This is a genomic window from Spirillospora sp. NBC_01491 (genome assembly GCF_036227065.1).
Taxonomy (GTDB): Bacteria; Actinomycetota; Actinomycetes; order Streptosporangiales; family Streptosporangiaceae; genus Spirillospora; species Spirillospora xylanilytica.
Map to the genome: position 1 here is coordinate 7025481 of NZ_CP109432.1, position 15942 is coordinate 7041422.

General features: G+C 74.7%; 16 protein-coding genes. 9 read left to right on the forward strand and 7 right to left on the reverse strand.

Translation table 11 applies throughout. The features are described from left to right. Window positions 1-284: 284 nt before the first annotated feature. The 8 genes from OHA34_RS32630 to OHA34_RS32665 are packed head-to-tail and all read left to right on the forward strand — an operon-like array spanning window position 285 to window position 8339. Window positions 285-632: an NADH-quinone oxidoreductase subunit A gene (locus OHA34_RS32630; RefSeq protein WP_285937485.1), complete on the forward strand. Its 348-nt coding sequence runs from the start codon at window positions 285-287 to the stop codon at window positions 630-632. Next, window positions 623-1792: a hypothetical protein gene (locus OHA34_RS32635; protein ID WP_329519838.1), complete on the forward strand. Its 1170-nt coding sequence runs from the start codon at window positions 623-625 to the stop codon at window positions 1790-1792. The genes OHA34_RS32630 and OHA34_RS32635 overlap by 10 nt, the downstream gene beginning before the upstream one ends. Beyond that, on the forward strand, window positions 1785-2726 hold the full coding sequence (locus OHA34_RS32640) for a complex I subunit 1 family protein (protein WP_285937482.1): 942 nt from the start codon (window positions 1785-1787) through the stop codon (window positions 2724-2726). The genes OHA34_RS32635 and OHA34_RS32640 overlap by 8 nt, the downstream gene beginning before the upstream one ends. A 19-nt stretch (window positions 2727-2745) precedes the next feature. Continuing rightward, window positions 2746-3285, forward strand: a complete 540-nt coding sequence (locus OHA34_RS32645) for an NADH-quinone oxidoreductase subunit J (RefSeq protein ID WP_329519839.1) — start codon at window positions 2746-2748, stop codon at window positions 3283-3285. Then, complete coding sequence (gene nuoK / locus OHA34_RS32650) at window positions 3282-3587, forward strand: NADH-quinone oxidoreductase subunit NuoK (protein WP_285937479.1); 306 nt, start codon at window positions 3282-3284, stop codon at window positions 3585-3587. Before OHA34_RS32645 ends, nuoK begins: the two co-directional genes overlap by 4 nt. Further along, window positions 3584-5461: an NADH-quinone oxidoreductase subunit 5 family protein gene (locus OHA34_RS32655; protein WP_329519840.1), complete on the forward strand. Its 1878-nt coding sequence runs from the start codon at window positions 3584-3586 to the stop codon at window positions 5459-5461. Before nuoK ends, OHA34_RS32655 begins: the two co-directional genes overlap by 4 nt. Beyond that, window positions 5458-6966, forward strand: a complete 1509-nt coding sequence (locus tag OHA34_RS32660; RefSeq protein WP_329519841.1) for a complex I subunit 4 family protein — start codon at window positions 5458-5460, stop codon at window positions 6964-6966. The genes OHA34_RS32655 and OHA34_RS32660 overlap by 4 nt, the downstream gene beginning before the upstream one ends. Further along, window positions 6963-8339: an NADH-quinone oxidoreductase subunit N gene (locus tag OHA34_RS32665; RefSeq protein ID WP_329519842.1), complete on the forward strand. Its 1377-nt coding sequence runs from the start codon at window positions 6963-6965 to the stop codon at window positions 8337-8339. The genes OHA34_RS32660 and OHA34_RS32665 overlap by 4 nt, the downstream gene beginning before the upstream one ends. 4 nt (window positions 8340-8343) lie before the next feature. On the opposite strand, the gene OHA34_RS32670 is transcribed toward OHA34_RS32665, so the two are convergent. The 7 genes from OHA34_RS32670 to OHA34_RS32700 all read right to left on the reverse strand — a co-directional run bounded on the left by OHA34_RS32670 (window position 8344) and on the right by OHA34_RS32700 (window position 14386). Then, window positions 8344-8742: an NUDIX hydrolase gene (locus OHA34_RS32670; RefSeq protein ID WP_285937475.1), complete on the reverse strand. Its 399-nt coding sequence runs from the start codon at window positions 8740-8742 to the stop codon at window positions 8344-8346. A gap of 8 nt (window positions 8743-8750) precedes the next feature. Beyond that, window positions 8751-9551, reverse strand: coding sequence for an SAM hydrolase/SAM-dependent halogenase family protein (locus OHA34_RS32675; RefSeq protein ID WP_329519843.1), 801 nt, complete (start codon window positions 9549-9551; stop codon window positions 8751-8753). 64 nt (window positions 9552-9615) lie between these two features. After that, entirely contained in the window at window positions 9616-9924 is a 309-nt protein-coding gene (locus tag OHA34_RS32680; RefSeq protein ID WP_285937473.1) for a DUF202 domain-containing protein, read from the reverse strand. After that, complete coding sequence (locus OHA34_RS32685; RefSeq protein ID WP_329519844.1) at window positions 9921-10319, reverse strand: YidH family protein; 399 nt, start codon at window positions 10317-10319, stop codon at window positions 9921-9923. Before OHA34_RS32685 ends, OHA34_RS32680 begins: the two co-directional genes overlap by 4 nt. A gap of 238 nt (window positions 10320-10557) precedes the next feature. After that, window positions 10558-11187, reverse strand: coding sequence for a MerR family transcriptional regulator (locus tag OHA34_RS32690; protein WP_285937471.1), 630 nt, complete (start codon window positions 11185-11187; stop codon window positions 10558-10560). An 88-nt stretch (window positions 11188-11275) separates the two neighbouring features. Next, window positions 11276-13612: a glycoside hydrolase family 3 protein gene (locus OHA34_RS32695; protein ID WP_329519845.1), complete on the reverse strand. Its 2337-nt coding sequence runs from the start codon at window positions 13610-13612 to the stop codon at window positions 11276-11278. Between the two features lie 54 nt (window positions 13613-13666). Beyond that, a complete protein-coding gene (locus tag OHA34_RS32700) occupies window positions 13667-14386 on the reverse strand; it encodes an IclR family transcriptional regulator (RefSeq protein ID WP_285937469.1) in 720 nt (239 codons plus the stop codon). 96 nt (window positions 14387-14482) lie between these two features. On the opposite strand from OHA34_RS32700, the gene leuC reads away from it, so the two are divergent. Further along, complete coding sequence (gene leuC, locus OHA34_RS32705; protein WP_285937468.1) at window positions 14483-15934, forward strand: 3-isopropylmalate dehydratase large subunit; 1452 nt, start codon at window positions 14483-14485, stop codon at window positions 15932-15934. Window positions 15935-15942: the final 8 nt, after the last annotated feature.

Consider the following 15942-nt stretch of genomic DNA (forward strand, 5'->3'; position numbering starts at 1 on the left):
TCGTGCCGGTCGGACGTGCTCACGTTCGCCCCCTTTGTGACAGCACAAAGGGGAAGTGTACGAAATTCGGCTGACAGAAGGGAGATCCATTCTCAAAACCGGCGGATATGCCGAGCGTTGGGCGAAAACGGTCGGCTGACCGCCGCGGAGAAAGTGGCCAGGAGGAGCCCGGATCGCGGCCGGGCGCCGTGCGCGCCGACGATGTCCCGTACCCCCGGGAGGTTTCCGGGACACGAGATCAGGTGACACCGTCCGAAGGACGATCTTCTCGGGAGGGGGCGGCGATGCAGCCGTACGTCGCGATCCTCTCGCTCGCGGGCCTGGTGGGGGCGGTGGCCGCCGCCGTCCACGCCGGTACGTTCCTGCTGGCGCCGCCGGGCACGGTCGGCGCGGGCCCGTTCCTGTCGGGCGCGCGGCCCCAGGAGCACGCCATGTCCCGCTATCACGTGCGCTGGTACGCGGTCACCCTGGTCTTCCTGGCCTTCGACATGGAGATGGTCTTCATGTTTCCGTGGGCCCTCGTCGTCGCGTCCGTGGGCGCGAAAGCCGTCGTCGAGATGTTCCTGTTCCTCGCGCTGCTTCTCGTGGGCGTCCTGTACGCCTGGCGGGAGGGCGTGTTCCGGTGGGCCTGAGGGAACGTCTCGTCCGCTTCGGGACCGCCCGGCCGAGGCCGTTCGTGGTGGCGTCCGCCGGGGGGACGCGGGCGCGGCTCATGGCGGAGGCCGAGGTGCGGCGGCGCGGCTGGCGGGAGGCCGGGTCCCCGGCGGAGACCGGGCTGCTGGTGGTCTGCGGGGACCCGGGAGCCGCGCTGGCCGAGGCGATCGAGACGGTGTGGCGGGATGCGCCCGGCCCGCGTGCCCGCGTGCGGCTCCCGGCGGAGGGGTCCGCGGCGGAGGTCAGCCGCGTCCTGGACGCGGCGGTCGCGGAACTCGCCGATGTCGCCGCCCAGCACGCGGACGCGCAGGCCCGGATCACCGCTGGACCGTGGAACCCGGCCGCGCCGGACGACGGCGGCGACACGTCCGCGATGGACCACGACATGGACCATGGGACCGGCCATGACAGGGAGCACGGCGGGCACGAGCATCACATGATGATGCGGCCGGGCGGGCTGGCCATGGCGGAGCAGGAGGACGACCGCGACGGGCTGCGGCTCGACGTGCTGCACGTCCCGTTCGGGCCGGTGCTGCGTGCCTGGCCCGCCGGGCTGCGGATCGACACCGCGCTTCAGGGGGACGTGGTGCAGCTCGCCGAGGTGACGGCCGTCGACACCACGGGCGACGCCCCGTACTGGGACGGCGCGGGCGTCCGGCGGCGCGTCGCGGGGCGTCTCGACAGCGCGGGACGGCTGCTGTACGTCGCGGGATGGGACGGCGCGGCGAGCCGTGCCGCGCTGCTGCGCGACGGGGTGCTGGACGGAGCGTCCGGGGACGTCCTCGGTCCGCGGTTCGCCGTGTTCGCCCGCCGGGTCGGACGGTCGCGGACGCTGCGCTGGATGACCGGCGGGATCGGCCGGATCGCACCCGAGGCCGCCGAACGGCACGGCCTCGCCGCCCGTCACGGCGGGGACGTCGCGGTCCGCCTGGACGGATGGCTGTCCGAGATCGCCGCCGGCCTGCCCCGCCTGGACGAGCCCGCTTCCGACCGGCTCGAGCTTGGCGGGGAGTCCGGCGCCGCCGGGCCGCTCGCCGTTCTTCCGGGGCTGCTCGAAGGGGAGGGGCTGGCGGCGGCGCGGCTGATCGTCGCGAGCCTGGATCCGGATCTGGCCGGGCTGGGGCGGGCCGATGGCTGAGTCGCCGGTCTGGGCCGTGGTCGCCCTGCCGCTGGCGCTGGCCGCGCTGGCGTGGGCGGCGGCGGCCCTGGACGCGGTGCTCGGTGCGGCGTCCGCCGGCGGGACGGGATCAGGACCGGGACCGGGGCTGGTGCGGGCGTGCGGCGATCCGCTGCACGAGGCCGTCCGGCTGCTGACGCAGCAGCGGCGCCGGACCTTGATGGCCGACCGGCCGCTGACCCGGATCGGGGTGGTCGTGCTGCCGGTGGCGGCGACGCTGGCCGCCGTGGTCGTCCCGCTGGGCGGGCGCGCGGTGGCGGACCTCCCGGTCGGGGTGGTCTGGTTCAACACGATGGAGGTCGCGGTCTGGGGCGCGCTGTGGCTGACGGGATGGGGTGCCGACTCGGCGTTCCCGCTGGCCGGCGGGTACCGCTTCCTCGCGCAGGGGATGGCCTACGAGCTGCCGCACATGTTCGTGCTCATCACCGCGGCGCTCGGCGCCGGATCGCTCGACCTCGGCGAGATCGCCGCCGCGCAGGACGGACTGTGGTTCGCGGTGTGGATGCCGGTCGCGTTCGCCGTCTACCTGGTCTCGGCGCTCGCGATGGCGTTCTGGGGGCCGCTCGGGCATCCGCTCGGCGGCGACCTCGCGGGCGGCGCGGCGCTGGAGCTGTCGGGGCCCGACCGGCTGGTGTTCCTGGCCGGACGGTACCTGCTGCTCACCGTCGCGGCGGCGGTGGCCGTGCCGCTGTTCCTGGGCGGCGGCGCCGGGCCGCTGCTGCCCGCCTGGGCGTGGACGCTCGTGAAGACGTGCGCGGTGCTGGGCGCGCTGGTGTGGGCGCGGCGGAGGTTCCCGGCGGTGCGGATGGAGCGGTTCATGGGGATCGCGTGGACGGTTCTGATCCCGGCGACGCTGCTCCAGATGCTCGTCGTCGGCGTCGTCGTCCTGGACTGAGGAGGATCGGAGGAGGGGCATGCAGGCGTTCGCGTTCTGGGTCCTGGCCGCCGCGGCGGCCGGGAGCGGCGCGGCCGTGTTCGTCGTCGACTCGATGGCGCGGGCGACGTTCTCGCTGCTCGGGTCGTTCCTGTGCGTCGGCGCGGAGCTGCTGCTGATCGACCTGCACTACCTCGGCGTGCTGGTGATGCTGATGATGATCATGGAGATGCTGGTGATGGCGGTCTTCATGATCATGTACATGATGAACCCGGCCGGGCTGATGCCGATGAGCATGGTGCACAACCGGCGCGGCGCGCTGGCGATCTCCGGGACGGCCTTCGCCGCGCTGGCGGCGGGCGCGGTGCTGGTCCCGTGGCCGGAGCGGCGCGGCGCGCCGCCGGCCGACCCGACCCGCGCCCTCGGCGAGGCGGTCATGGGGCCGAAGATGCTGGTGATGATGGTGATCGGGATCGCCATCCTGGCCACGATGATCGCCACGGTGGTGCTCGCCACGCACCGCGGCCGCTACGACCGCCCCGGATCGGACGCGCGTGCCGAAGGCGAGGGGGGCGGGTGAACCTCCAGGCGTTTCTGCTGCTCGCCGCCGCGCTGTTCTCGATCGGGCTGTTCGGCGCGCTGTCGCAGCAGTCGGTGGTGATGCTGATGATGGGGCTGGAGCTGATGGTCAACGGGCTGCTGGCGGCCGGGGGCGGCTTCTGGTTCTACGTCTCGCCGGGCGCCGCCGACGGGCAGGTGCTGGTGCTGGTCGCGGTGACGGTGATGGCGCTGGAGATGGCGATGGGCTTCGCCGTGGTGACGGCGCTGTTCCGCGCCCGTGACGTCGACCTCACCGACGACGCCGGGGATCTCAGGGGATGAGCGTCCTCGCCTGGGCGCTGCCGGCGCTGCCGCTCCTGGCCGGGGCGCTGCTGCTGCTGTCCGGGCGCCGCGCCGACCGGGCGGCCCCGGCGGTCGGGACCGGTGTCGCGACCGTCCTCCTCGGCCTGGCCGTCGCGGCGGCGGTGACCCGTCCGGCGGTGCGGTTCCGGCTGTTCCCTGGCTGGGACGCGGGACTGGCGGTCGACGGACTGTCCGCGGTGCTGGTGGTGACCGTCGCGGCGGTGGCGCTCGCCGTCCTGGTGCACGCGGCGGGGGAGTTCGCGCCGGACGAGGCGCGGGCCCGGTTCTTCGGGCTGATGCTGGTGTTCACGGGCGCGATGCTGGTCACCGTCACCGCCGCCGACCTGGCCGTGCTGCTGATGGGCTGGGAGGTCATGGGTGCGATGTCGTACGCGCTCATCGGGTTCTGGTGGGCCGATCCGGAGCGGGTGCGGTCGGCGGACGTCGCGTTCCTCACCACCCGCGCGGGCGACCTCGGCCTCTACATCGCGGCGGGCTGCGCCGCCGCCGGGGCGCACTCGCTGGGCCTGGCCGACCTCGCCGGGACCGCCGGGCCGTGGCGCGGCCTCGTCGCGGCCGGGATCGTCGTCGCCGCGCTCGGCAAGTCGGCGCAGCTCCCGTTCTCGTTCTGGCTGTCGCGGGCGATGTCGGGCCCGAGCCCGGTCTCGGCGCTGCTGCACTCGGCGACCATGGTCGCCGCCGGCGCCTACCTTCTGCTGCGCCTCCAGCCGCTGCTGGCCGCGACCGGCTGGGCCGGGCCCCTCGTCGCCTGGGCGGGGGCGCTGACCGCACTGCTGCTGGGCGTCGTCGCGCTCGCTCAGCGCGACCTCAAGCAGCTCCTGGCCGCCTCGACGTGCGCGCAGCTCGGGTTCATGGTGCTGGGCGCCGGGGTGGGGGCGGTGGCGGGCGGGACGGCGCACCTGGTCGCGCACGCGGCCGTCAAGAGCCTGCTGTTCCTGTGCGCGGGCGCGTGGCTCGCCGCGCTCGGCACCCAGGACCTGGGCGGCCTGCGCGGCGCCGGGCGCCGCGACCGGGCGGTCGGCGTCCCGTTCGCGGCGGGGGCGCTCGCGCTGGCCGGGATCCCCCCGCTGTCGCTGTGGGTCACCAAGGACACGGTGCTGGCCGCAGCGGGGGAGGAGTCGCTCGCGCTGTACGCGGTCGGGCTCGCCGCGGCCGTGCTGTCCGCCGCCTACTCGGCCAAGGCGCTGATCGCGGTGTGGCGGCGCGGCGGTGGCGAACGCGGGCGGGCGGGCCGGCTGGCGGTGGTCCCGCTGCCGGTGCTCGCGGTGGCCGCCTGCACCTTGGGGATCCTTGGGCTCCCGGCCGTCGCGGGCCCCTGGCGGCAGGTGCTCGGCGTACCGGACGAGCCGGGGCCAGGCGCGGCCGGGCTCGCCGTGTCGGGCGTCCTCGCCGTCGCCACCGTCCTCGCCGCCGTCGCCCTCGCGCGACGCGGCACCTTCACGGTGCCGGACCAGGTGCCGGGGCTGCCGGACCGGGGCGCAGGGCGGACGGCGGGGTGGGCGCTCGGGTGGCTGCGCCTGGAGCCGATGGCCGGCGCCGTCCTCGTCGGCCCGACGCTCGCGCTGGCGCGGGCCCTGGCCCGCTTCGACGACCGCGTGGTCGACAGGGGCGTGCGGGCCGCCGCGCAGGCCGGGCGGGCACTCTCCGCACTGACCACGCGCCGCGCCGAGATCCGGCTGGACGGCGCCGTCACCGCGGTCGGACGCGCCGCGCGGGGCCTCGCCGCGCTGGCCCGCCGTCCCCAGACCGGCCAGGTCCACGCCTACTACGCCCAGGCGGCGGTGCTGCTCGCGGCGCTCGTCGTCGTCGCCGTCCTGGCCGGAGGGCGATGACCGTGCTCACCCTGGTGATCTTCCTGCCGCTGGCCGCCGCGCTCGCCCTGCTGGCGGTGCCGCGTCCCGGCCACCGCGCCGTCCTGGCGGTGTGGATCGCGGCGACCGCCGCCGACCTCGCCCTCGTCGCCGCGATGTGGGCCCGGCACGGCACGTCCGGGACCGGGCGGATCGCGTTCGAGACGAACGCGCGCTGGATCCCGTCCGTCGGCGCGGGGTACCACGTTGGCGTCGACGGCCTGTCGCTGCCGCTGCTCGCGCTGACCGCCCTGCTGTTCGCCGCGTGCGCGGTCTACTCGCTGCGGCAGACGTACCGGATCCGCGCGTTCGCGGTGCTGTTCCTCTTCCTGGAGACGGTGTGCCTCGGGCTGTTCGCGGCGCTGGACCTGCTGCTGTTCTTCGTGTTCTTCGACCTGTCGATCGTCGGCATGTACGCCGTGATCCTGCTGTGGGGGCACGGCGACCGGGCGCGGTCGGCGCTGAAGTTCTTCCTCTACACCTTCCTCGGCTCGCTGATCCTGCTGCTCGGGTTCATCGGCCTCTACCTGGGCGCCGACCCGCACACCTTCGACATGGCCGAGCTGATCCGGCGCCCGCCGCTGGAGGGGTCCCCGGGCCTCGCCGGGCTGACGCTCCTCGCGATCGGCACCGGCCTGGCGATCAAGACGCCGGTCGTGCCGTTCCACACCTGGCTGCCGCCGGCGCACACCGACGCGCCCGCCGCGGGCTCGGCGATCCTCGCCGGGGTGATGCTGAAGATGGGCACCTACGGCCTGGTCCGCATCGCGATGCCGATGCTGCCCGACGCGTGGCGCCGCTACGCCTGGGTGCCGCTCGCCGTCGGGCTGCTGAGCGTGCTGTACGGGGCGCTGGTCGCGCTCGCTCAGGAGAACCTCAAACGGCTGGTCGCCTACACCTCGGTCAACCACATGGGCTACATCGTCCTCGCGCTCGGCGCGGCCGGGTACGCGTCCGGCGACGCCGCCGCGCGGCGGCTGGCGGTAACGGGCGCGGTCACCCAGATGGTCAGCCACGGCCTGGTCACCGGGGCGCTGTTCCTGCTGTGCGGGGTCCTGTACGACCGGGGGCGCAGCTACGACCTCGGCCGGTACGGCGGGCTGGCGCGGGGCGCACCCGTGTTCGCCGCGCTGACCGCCGTGGCGGCGTTCGCGTCGCTCGGCCTGCCCGGCCTGTCCGGGTTCATCGCCGAATTCCAGATCTTCACCGGCGCGATCGGCGGCGGCTCCACGCCCGCCGCCGTCGCCGCGGCGGTGTCGGTCCTCGGCATCCTGATCACCGCCGCGCTGTTCCTGCGGGTGCTGCACCGGGCGGTGCTCGGCGAGCCCGGCGAGCTCACCGGCCGGGTCACCGACGTGCGGCGGCCCGAGCTCGCGGCCGTCGTGCCGCTGCTGGCGCTGTCGCTGGCGATCGGGGTGGCGCCGCGTCCCCTCCTGGACACCATCGAGCCGGTGTCGGCCGCCGTGGTGGCGCTGGTGGCGCGGTGAACGAGAACCCGGCCGACCTGGCGCCGGAGCTGTGCGTGCTGCTCGCGGCCGTCCTCGGGCTGCTGGCCGGGATGTTCCTGCCCCGCGCCGGTCAGTGGCGGGTCGCCGCGGTGTGCGCCGCGGGCCTGGCGGCGGCGCTGGCGGTCGCGCTCGTCGCCGCGACCCGGCCCGGCCTGATGGCGTTCGACGCGTTCACGGTCGACCCGGTCACGCACGTCACCCGGATCGCGGTCTTCGGCACCACGCTGCCCGTCGTCGTCCTCGCCGCCGGGCGGATGCGCGGGCACCCCCGGGAGAGCGAGTTCTCCGTGCTGATCCTGCTCGCCGCACTCGGCACCGTGCTCCTTGGCGCGTCCTCGGACCTGCTGGTGCTGGTGGCGGCGTACCTGCTGGCGAGCATCCCGGCGTACGCGCTCGCGGGCTTCGGCAAGGACGGGCCGGGGACCGAGGCCGCGCTGAAGTACTACCTGATGGGCGCGTTCCTCGGCGTCCTCATGCTCGCCGGGGTCACCCTGCTGTACGGGGTGGGCCGCGGCACGTCCTACGCGGCGCTCCGCGACGGGCTCGGCGCGGCGCCCGGCGCGGCGGTCGCGGTGGGGACGGTGGCGCTCCTCGCCGGGCTGCTGTTCAAGGCGGGCGCGGTGCCGGGGCACTACTGGGTCCCGGACGTCGCCGAGGGCGCCCCGCCGGTCGTGGCCGCGTTCGTCACCACCGTCCCGAAGATCGGGGCGTTCGCGGCGCTCTTCCGGATCGGTGCCGAGGTGCTCCCGCCGGGCGCGTTCGCCTGGGCGCCGCTGGTCGCGCTGGTCGCCGCCGTGACGATGACGCTGGGCAACCTCGCCGCGTTCGCGCAGGACAATGTCCGCCGGCTGCTGGCGTACTCCACCGTCGGCCAGGCGGGCTACCTGCTCGTCCCGGTCGCGATGGCGGGACGGGCCGCCCTCGCCGAACCCGCCCTGCTGTACTACGTCGCGGCGTACGCGGTGACCAACCTCGGCGCGTTCGCGGTGGTCGTCGCCGTGGGCCGGGACGATCTGGCCGGCTACACCGGCCTGCTGCGCGCCTCGCCCGCCCTCGGGACGTCCCTGGTCGTCTGCCTGCTCGGCCTCGTCGGGACGCCGCCGACCGCCGTCTTCGTCGGCAAGCTGCTGATGTTCGGCGCGGCACTGGAGGGGCACTACGCCTGGCTCGCCGCGCTGGCGGCGGCCAACTCCGTCGCTAGCGTCTTCTACTACCTGCGCTGGATCGTCCCGGCGTTCGGCGGGCCCGCCGCCCCGCTCCGCCCGGCCCGGAGCGCCTTGGTCGTCGCCGTCGCACTCGCCGCCGTGTCGCTGGCCCTCGGCATCGGCAGCGGTCTGGTCCTCGCCGCCTGACCGGTCAGGTGAGGAGGCCGCGGGCGCGGGCGAGGTCCAGGGCCGATCGGGCGGCGGGGGCGAGCAGGTCGCGGTCGTCCGGGGCGAGGTAGACGAACTCGTCGACCTCCGCGGACGCGGTGACCTCGCCCCGGTAGCCGGCGGTGCAGCAGACCATCGTGACCTGGGCGAAGTCCGGCTGGTCGTGCGCGGGTGCGCGGATCACGCCGAGTTCCCGGAAGGACGCGGCGTCCAGTTCGAGGTCGAGCTCCTCGCGGACCTCTCGCGACAGCGCCGACCAGTCGTCCTCGCCCGGCTCGCGCTTCCCGCCGGGCAGGTACAGCAGGTCGCGCCCGCGGGCCCGGACGGCGAGCAGCTTGCCGTCGGTGACCTGCACCCAGGCGACGACGTCGAGATCAGTCATGCCCGCCATTATCGGCGGACCGCGACGGTGCTCTCGTCGGTGAGGCCGAAGCGTTCCGCGGCGGAGCCCCGGTTGACGGCGAGGCCGAGCCGGCCGGACGAGTCGACCCACAGGAGCGGCTCGCCCGGCCCGACGCTGCCGAACGTCTCGGCGAACGGGACGCGGACCGTGCCGCCGTCCCAGGTCACGGTGAGGTCCGTCCCGTACCCGACGGGGCCGAGCGCGGCGGTCAGGTGCGCGCGGTCGGCGTACAGGATCAGGCTGCCGAAGCGGTCGCTATAGAGGACGGCGGCGGTCAGCCCGCCGCCTTCGGTCGTGGGCTCCGGGACGTCCAGGGGGACGGGGTCGATGGGGGCGCCGAAGGCGGCGAGGTCGGCGCCGCGGGCGAGGTGCGCGGCGGCGGGGGCGAACACGTCCCGGCCGTGGAAGGTCGTCGACACGGTGGCGAGGCGGTAGGCGGGGTCGTCCAGGCGGTGCGCCCGGACGACGCCACCGAGCCGGTGCGCGGCCGGGACGAGTAGCCCGTTGTCGGGGCCGACGAGCACGTCGCCGCGCCCGGTGGCGATCCCGATGGGGGCGCGGGACGTGCCCACGCCCGGGTCGACGATCCCGATGTGCACGCCGACCGGCAGGTAGGGGAGCGCGTCGCGGAGCAGCATCGCGCCCTCGCGGACCTTGTACGGGGTGATCTCGTCGCTCAGCACGAGCAGGTTCGCCGCGGCCTCGATCGTGTACACGACCCCGGCGCAGACGGCGGTGTAGGCGGCGCCGAAGTCGGTGGCGAGGCTGACGAACGGGCGGTCGGGCACGGCGGATCCCCCCACGGCGGAAGCGACCAGGTCACCGTATCCCCGCGGGCCGCGCACCGGGCTGCTAGCGCACGGTGAACAGCACCCCGGCCGCGGCCAGCAGGATCGTCAGGGCCGTGGCCAGCAGGATCGAGAAGGGATCGACGACCGCCTCACCGGCGAGCAGCCGCCGCTGCCGGGTCCGGAACTGCACGCGCGTGCGGCGGAGCTGGAGCGCGGCGCCGCCGCACACGACCGCCGCCGCCACCACCGCCCCGGCGGTCGAGGGCGCCAGCCGCACGCACAGCAGCCCCGCGACGGTCAGCGCCAGCGTGGTGCGGGACCAGGCCAGCGCCGTCCGCTCGGGCTGGGCGCCGCGGTCCCACAGGGTCATCGGGTGGCCAGCAGCGCGACGAGGAGGACCACGGCCCCGAACGCCAGCCCGTAGGACATCACCGGGGCCAGCGCGGGCAGCGGCAGCGTCTCCGCGCGCCGCAGCGCCCGTTCGGTGCGCAGCCAGCGGCGGAACGCCAGCGCCGCGACCAGCGCGCCGGTGGCCGAGAACCCGATCGCCAGCCCGTGCCGCAGCGCGGTGTCCATCAGATGGCCGCTCAGCGCCAGCCCGATCCCGCCCGCGATCAGGGCGAGCGCGGTCCGGATCCAGGCCAGGAACGTGCGCTCGTTCGCGAGCGTGAAGCGGGGGTCGGGATCGTCGCCCTCGGCCAGCAGGCGGTCGGTCCACCGGCCGCCGGGGGAGTCCGGGGTGTCGGCGGGGTCCGTCGCGGTCATGGGCGCATCACTTCATCAGGCTCGGCGGGGTGCCCGGCGAACACCGGTCACGAATCCTTATATTAGGCGATCCGCACGATTAGTGATTTTCCGGGATAGCGAGGATGAATTCCGACTCATTAGGCCGGAATTGTGGTGACGGTGTGGTCCCTGCCCGGCCACGCCCCTGGTCAGGCGGTGTCCGCCGGACAATTCACCGTTGGTCGCCCGGAATGTCCGTGCCCGGCCCGGCGCCGGTTCAGCCGTCGCCGAAGCGGCGGGCCGAGGCGTCCTCCTGGGCCAGCCGGTGCAACGCGGTGAGGACCTGCTCGTACAGCACGGTCGAGGCCAGCAGCGAGTGCACGGTGCGGCTGCGCGGGGCGCCGTCGGCGAGCCGGCCCATCTCGTGCTCGGCCATGTCGGAGGCGGCCCGCACGTAGGGGCGCAGGTCGGTCAGGGTGATCGGGAAGCCGAGCCGGCGCAGCGCCACGAAGGTCTGGGCGAGCAGGTCGCGGGCGGGCGCCCGGCCGGAGACCCGCCAGCCCAGCTCGCCGATCAGCGCGTCCACGTCCTCGCGCGCCGCGCGCCAGTGCGGATCGTCGGGCGGGACGACGTGCGGGCCGAGCGCGTGCTGGGTGGTGCCGAACAGCTCGTGCAGCCCGGCGTCCCGGTCCTCCACCGCCGCGATGATCTGCTGGATCGCCGACACCGGCAGCTCGCCGACGTCGCGCAGCGCGTTGATCAGCCGGAGCCGCTCCAGATGCCGCTCGTCGTAGTCCGATCGAGTGGAGCTGACCACAGAACCCTTGGCCAGCAGCCCTTCCCGGATGTAGAACTTGATCGTCTGGACCGTCAGGCCGCTGCGATCGCTCAGCTCTGAGATCTGCACCCAGCACCTCCTCGGCTGGATATTAACGCTAACCAGCCATGGGAAAGCGGCACAATCCAACGATCCCCGGGCACCCTTTCCCGGTCGCTCAGACCCGTGCCGTCAAGGGCAGGTCGGCGATGGAGGAACCGGCGCGCAGCGTGTACGGGACGGCCGGGGGACCGTCCAGCCCGATCCGGACGGTCGCGGTGCCGCCCGGCCCCGCCTCGGCGACGCCGAACCCCACCAGCCGGACCGGCGGGCCCTCCTCCGACGCGTAGCACTGGACGATCTCGCGCCCGGACCGGCCGCCGGTGTTGCGGACGGTGACCTCGGCCACCCCGCCCGCGACGGCCAGCGACTCGTACGCCCAGGTGGTGTAGCCGAGCCCGTGCCCGAACGGGTACGCGACGTCGTGCGGCGGGTAGTGCCGGTAGCCGATCGCGGTGCCCTCGGAGTACTCCAGCGTCCCGTCCGGGTCGGGGACCGGCGACAGGACGCCGGTGCCCGTCACCGGGAACGTGGTCGGCAGCCGTCCGCCCGGCTCGGCCGCGCCGGTGAGGACGTCGGCGATGGCCGCGCCGCCTTCCTGACCGGGCAGCCACGCCCACAGCACGGCGGCGGCCTCGTCCCGCCACGGCATCAGGACCGGCGCCCCGGCGTTGACCACCACGACCGTGCGCGGATTGACGGCCGCGACGGCCGAGACCAGCTCGTCCTGGCGGCCGGGAAGGGCGAGCGTGGTCCGGTCGAAGCCCTCGCTCTCCACCGCGTCGTTGGTCCCGACGACCACCACGGCCGCGTCGGCGCCGCGGGCGGCGGCCACGGCGGCGGCCAGCTCCTCGTCCTCGGCCAGGTGCGGCGCCCAGTGGCCGAGCCCGAGCGCGAGGGCCGGCCGGTCGGGCGCGCAGGCGAGGCGCAGCTCGACCGGGACGGCGCGGCCCGCCGCCAGGTCCACCTCCACGCGGTGCTCCGGCGGGCGCATCAGCGCCTCGACCAGGTCGCCGCCGCCCGGCGCGAGGGTGATCGCCGTGGTGTTCCCGCCGATCGTCAGCAGGAGCTCGCCCACCCCGGACGCCGCGAACGTGTGCGCGCCGTCCTCGGCCGGGGTCACCCGGGTGCGCGCCACGATCTCGCGGGTGCCGTCCGGGACGTCCTGGTAGAGGACGAATCGCGCTCCCGCCCGGCGTTCGGAGCGGAGCGGCGCCCCGTCCGCGCCGAGGAACTCCAGCCGCACGCCGGGCTCGCCCGTCTCCGGGTCGGTGGCCATGGCGAGCGGCAGCGGCGCGAGCCGTTCGTGCGGGTGGACGCCGGGACGGACGATGATCTCGGCATCGCCGAGCGCCTGGCGGAGCCCTTCCTCCGGGGTCACCACGTGGGCGGGGGTGACGTGCGCGCTCCCGCCGCCCTGGGCGGCGAACCGCACCGCGTTCGGGCCGATGAGCGCGATCCTGCCGGGAGCGTTCAGCGGGAGCGCGCCGCCCTCGTTCCGCAGCAGCACCATCCCGCGCGAGGCCAGCTCGCGAAGCTGATCGCGGGCGTCGGCCGGGGTGGTCGCCGGGGGCGGCCCGGGGAAGCCGTCCAGCGCGCCCACGCGCGCCGCCAGCCGCAGGATCCGCAGCACCTTGTCGTCGATCAGCTCCGCGGCGACCCGGCCCTCCCGGACCGCCGCGGCGAGCCTGCCGCGCCACGGGCTGGTCGGCAGGCCCGGCATCTCCAGGTCCATGCCCGCGTTGGCGGCGGCCTCGGTGGACCGGATCGCGGTCCAGTCCGAGACCAGCACGCCGTCGAACCCCCAGCGCTCCTTGAGGACGCCGGTCAGCAGCGGCCGGTTCTCGGTCATCGTCGTGCCGTTGACACCGTTGTAGGCCGCCATGGCCGCCCACGCCCCGGCCCGGACGGCCTCCTCGAAGGGGCGCAGGTAAAGGCGATCCAGCGTCCGGTCGTCGATCCGCGCGTCGTAGGACATCCGCTCGGTCTCGGACTCGTTGCCGACCACGTGCTTGGCCGTGGCCGCCACCCCGGCCGACTGGACGCCCCGGACGAACGCGGCGCCGATCCGGGCGACGAGCAGCGGGTCCTCAGAGTAGTTCTCGAAATGCCGGCCGCCGAGCGGGGTCCGGTGCAGGTTGAGGGTGGGGGCGAGCTGGACGTGGACGCCCTTGTCGCGGGCCTGCGCGCCGTTCAGCCGTCCGGTCCGCTCGGCCGCCGCGGGGTCCCAGGTCGCGGCGAGCGCGGTCGGGTTCGGGAACAGCAGGCTCGTCTCGCGATCGTCCCAGCGCGTCCCGCGGACACCGTTCGGGCCGTCCGACAGCACCAGCCGCCTCAGCCCGATCCGGGGGATCGGGCGCAGCGTCCAGAAATCGGCGCCGGTCAGCAGGTCGGTCTTCTCGTCGAGGGTCAGCTCCGCCAGCCGCGCCCGCAGGCCGGATTCGTCGATGGTCATCGGACCTCCCATCCGACCTTGTGTCCGCGGACCGTGAATTTCATGCCAGGACGGTCAGGAGGCGGTGCGGCGCATGCCCTCGGAGACCTTCTCGGCGGCGGCCATCACCGGGCCCGCGTGCAGGCGGCCGGGGGAGCGGGTGAGGCGCTCCAGGGGGCCGGAGACGGAGACCGCGGCGATCACCCGTCCACCCGCGCCCCGTATCGGCGCCGACACCGACCCGACGCCCTGCTCCCGCTCGCCCACACTCTGCGCCCACCCGCGGCGCCGCACCGACGCGAGGGTGGTCGCCTCGAACTTGGCGCCGCGCAGGCCCCGGTGCATCCGGTCCGGCTCCTCCCAGGCGAGCAGGATCTGGGCGGCCGACCCGGCGGTCATCGGGAGCGCCGCGCCGACCGGGATGGTGTCGCGCAGGCCGCTGGTCCGCTCGGCCGCCGCCACGCACACCCGGACGTCGCCCTGGCGGCGGAAGAGCGAGGCGCTCTCGCCGGTCAGGTCGCGCAACTGCGCGAGAATCGGCTGGGCGATGGCGAGGAGGCGGTCCTCGCCCGCCGCCACCGCCAGCTCGGCCAGCCTCGGGCCGAGGATGAAACGGCCCTGCGTGTCGCGGTGCACGAGCCGGTGGTGCTCCAGTGCGACGGCGAGCCGGTGGGCCGTCGGGCGGGCCAGGGCGGTGGTCTGGACGAGCTGGGCGAGCGAGGCCGGACCGGCCTCCAGCGCGTTCAGGACCAGAACCGCTTTGTCAAGTACGCCGACTCCGCTAGAGTTGTCCATGTCTTGATATTGCCGTCTCGTAATTTGAGATGCAAGTCGAGGTGACCCGGACCACGGCGCACCGGCGCGCCGGAGACGACAAGGTGAGGTGGAGCGATGGGCCGCACAATGGCCGAGAAGGTGTACGACGCGCATGTCGTACGACGTGCCGAGGGTGAACCGGACCTCCTCTACATCGACCTGCACCTGGTCCACGAGGTGACCAGCCCGCAGGCGTTCGACGGCCTGCGGATGGCGGGCCGCCCGGTCCGGCGCCCGGACCTGACCATCGCGACCGAGGACCACAACGTCCCGACCACCGACCTGCTCAAGCCGATCGCCGACCCGGTGTCGCGCGCCCAGGTCGAGACGCTGCGCAAGAACTGCGCCGAGTTCGGCCTCCGCCTGCACCCGATGGGCGACGCCGGGCAGGGCATCGTGCACGTCATCGGCCCGCAGCTCGGGCTGACCCAGCCGGGCATGACGGTGGTCTGCGGCGACTCGCACACCTCCACCCACGGCGCGTTCGGCGCGCTGGCCTTCGGCATCGGCACCAGCGAGGTCGAGCACGTTCTGGCCACCCAGACGCTGACCCAGAACCGGCCGAAGACGATGGCCGTGACCGTGGACGGCGCGCTGCCCGCGGGCGTCACCGCCAAGGACCTGATCCTCGCGATCATCGCGCGGATCGGCACCGGCGGCGGCCAGGGACACGTGATCGAGTACCGCGGCGAGGCGATCCGGTCGCTGTCGATGGAAGGCCGCATGACGGTCTGCAACATGTCCATCGAGGCCGGCGCCCGCGCGGGCCTGATCGCCCCGGACGAGACCACCTTCGAGTACCTCAAGGGGCGCGAGCACGCGCCCGCGGGAGTGGACTGGGACAGGGCCGTCGAGTACTGGACGTCCCTGCGCACCGACGACGACGCGGTCTTCGACCGGGAGGTCGTGATCGACGCGGCCGAGCTGACCCCGTTCGTCACCTGGGGCACCAACCCCGGCCAGGGGCTGCCGCTCGGCGCCTCGGTGCCCGACCCGGCCTCCTACGACGACCCGGCCGCCCGGCAGAACGCCGAGCGGGCGCTGGAGTACATGGGCCTGACCGCCGGCACCCCGCTGCGCGAGATCGCCGTCGACACCGTCTTCGTCGGCTCCTGCACCAACGGCCGCATCGAGGACCTGCGCGCCGTCGCGGACGTGCTGGCCGGCCGCCGGGTCGCGGACGGCGTCCGCATGCTGGTCGTGCCCGGCTCGATGGAGGTCAAGAAGAAGGCCGAGGAGGAGGGGCTGGACGAGGTCATCTCCGCCGCCGGCGCCGAATGGCGCGAGGCGGGCTGCTCGATGTGCCTGGCGATGAACCCCGACAAGCTCACGCCCGGGGAGCGCAGCGCCTCGACCTCCAACCGCAACTTCGAGGGCCGGCAGGGACCGGGCGGGCGCACCCACCTGGTGTCGCCCGCCGTCGCCGCCGCCACCGCCGTCACGGGGCGCCTGGCTGCGCCCCTAGACCTCGGCGCAGCCGCCGGGGGGTCTGGGGGGTCGTCCCCTCAGAACGAGACCGATCTGTAAAGGGACGA

What these genes read in the sequence shown, in the direction of transcription:
- OHA34_RS32630 (WP_285937485.1), top strand. Translation starts at nt 285, where the DNA reads ATGCAGCCGTACGTCGCGATCCTCTCGCTCGCGGGCCTGGTGGGGGCG.
- OHA34_RS32640 (WP_285937482.1), top strand. Translation starts at nt 1,785, where the DNA reads ATGGCTGAGTCGCCGGTCTGGGCCGTGGTCGCCCTGCCGCTGGCGCTG.
- OHA34_RS32645 (WP_329519839.1), top strand. Translation starts at nt 2,746, where the DNA reads ATGCAGGCGTTCGCGTTCTGGGTCCTGGCCGCCGCGGCGGCCGGGAGC.
- OHA34_RS32655 (WP_329519840.1), top strand. Translation starts at nt 3,584, where the DNA reads ATGAGCGTCCTCGCCTGGGCGCTGCCGGCGCTGCCGCTCCTGGCCGGG.
- OHA34_RS32660 (WP_329519841.1), top strand. Translation starts at nt 5,458, where the DNA reads ATGACCGTGCTCACCCTGGTGATCTTCCTGCCGCTGGCCGCCGCGCTC.
- OHA34_RS32670 (WP_285937475.1), bottom strand. Translation starts at nt 8,742, where the DNA reads ATGACTGATCTCGACGTCGTCGCCTGGGTGCAGGTCACCGACGGCAAG.
- OHA34_RS32680 (WP_285937473.1), bottom strand. Translation starts at nt 9,924, where the DNA reads ATGACCCTGTGGGACCGCGGCGCCCAGCCCGAGCGGACGGCGCTGGCC.
- OHA34_RS32685 (WP_329519844.1), bottom strand. Translation starts at nt 10,319, where the DNA reads ATGACCGCGACGGACCCCGCCGACACCCCGGACTCCCCCGGCGGCCGG.
- OHA34_RS32695 (WP_329519845.1), bottom strand. Translation starts at nt 13,612, where the DNA reads ATGACCATCGACGAATCCGGCCTGCGGGCGCGGCTGGCGGAGCTGACC.
- OHA34_RS32700 (WP_285937469.1), bottom strand. Translation starts at nt 14,386, where the DNA reads ATGGACAACTCTAGCGGAGTCGGCGTACTTGACAAAGCGGTTCTGGTC.
- leuC (WP_285937468.1), top strand. Translation starts at nt 14,483, where the DNA reads ATGGGCCGCACAATGGCCGAGAAGGTGTACGACGCGCATGTCGTACGA.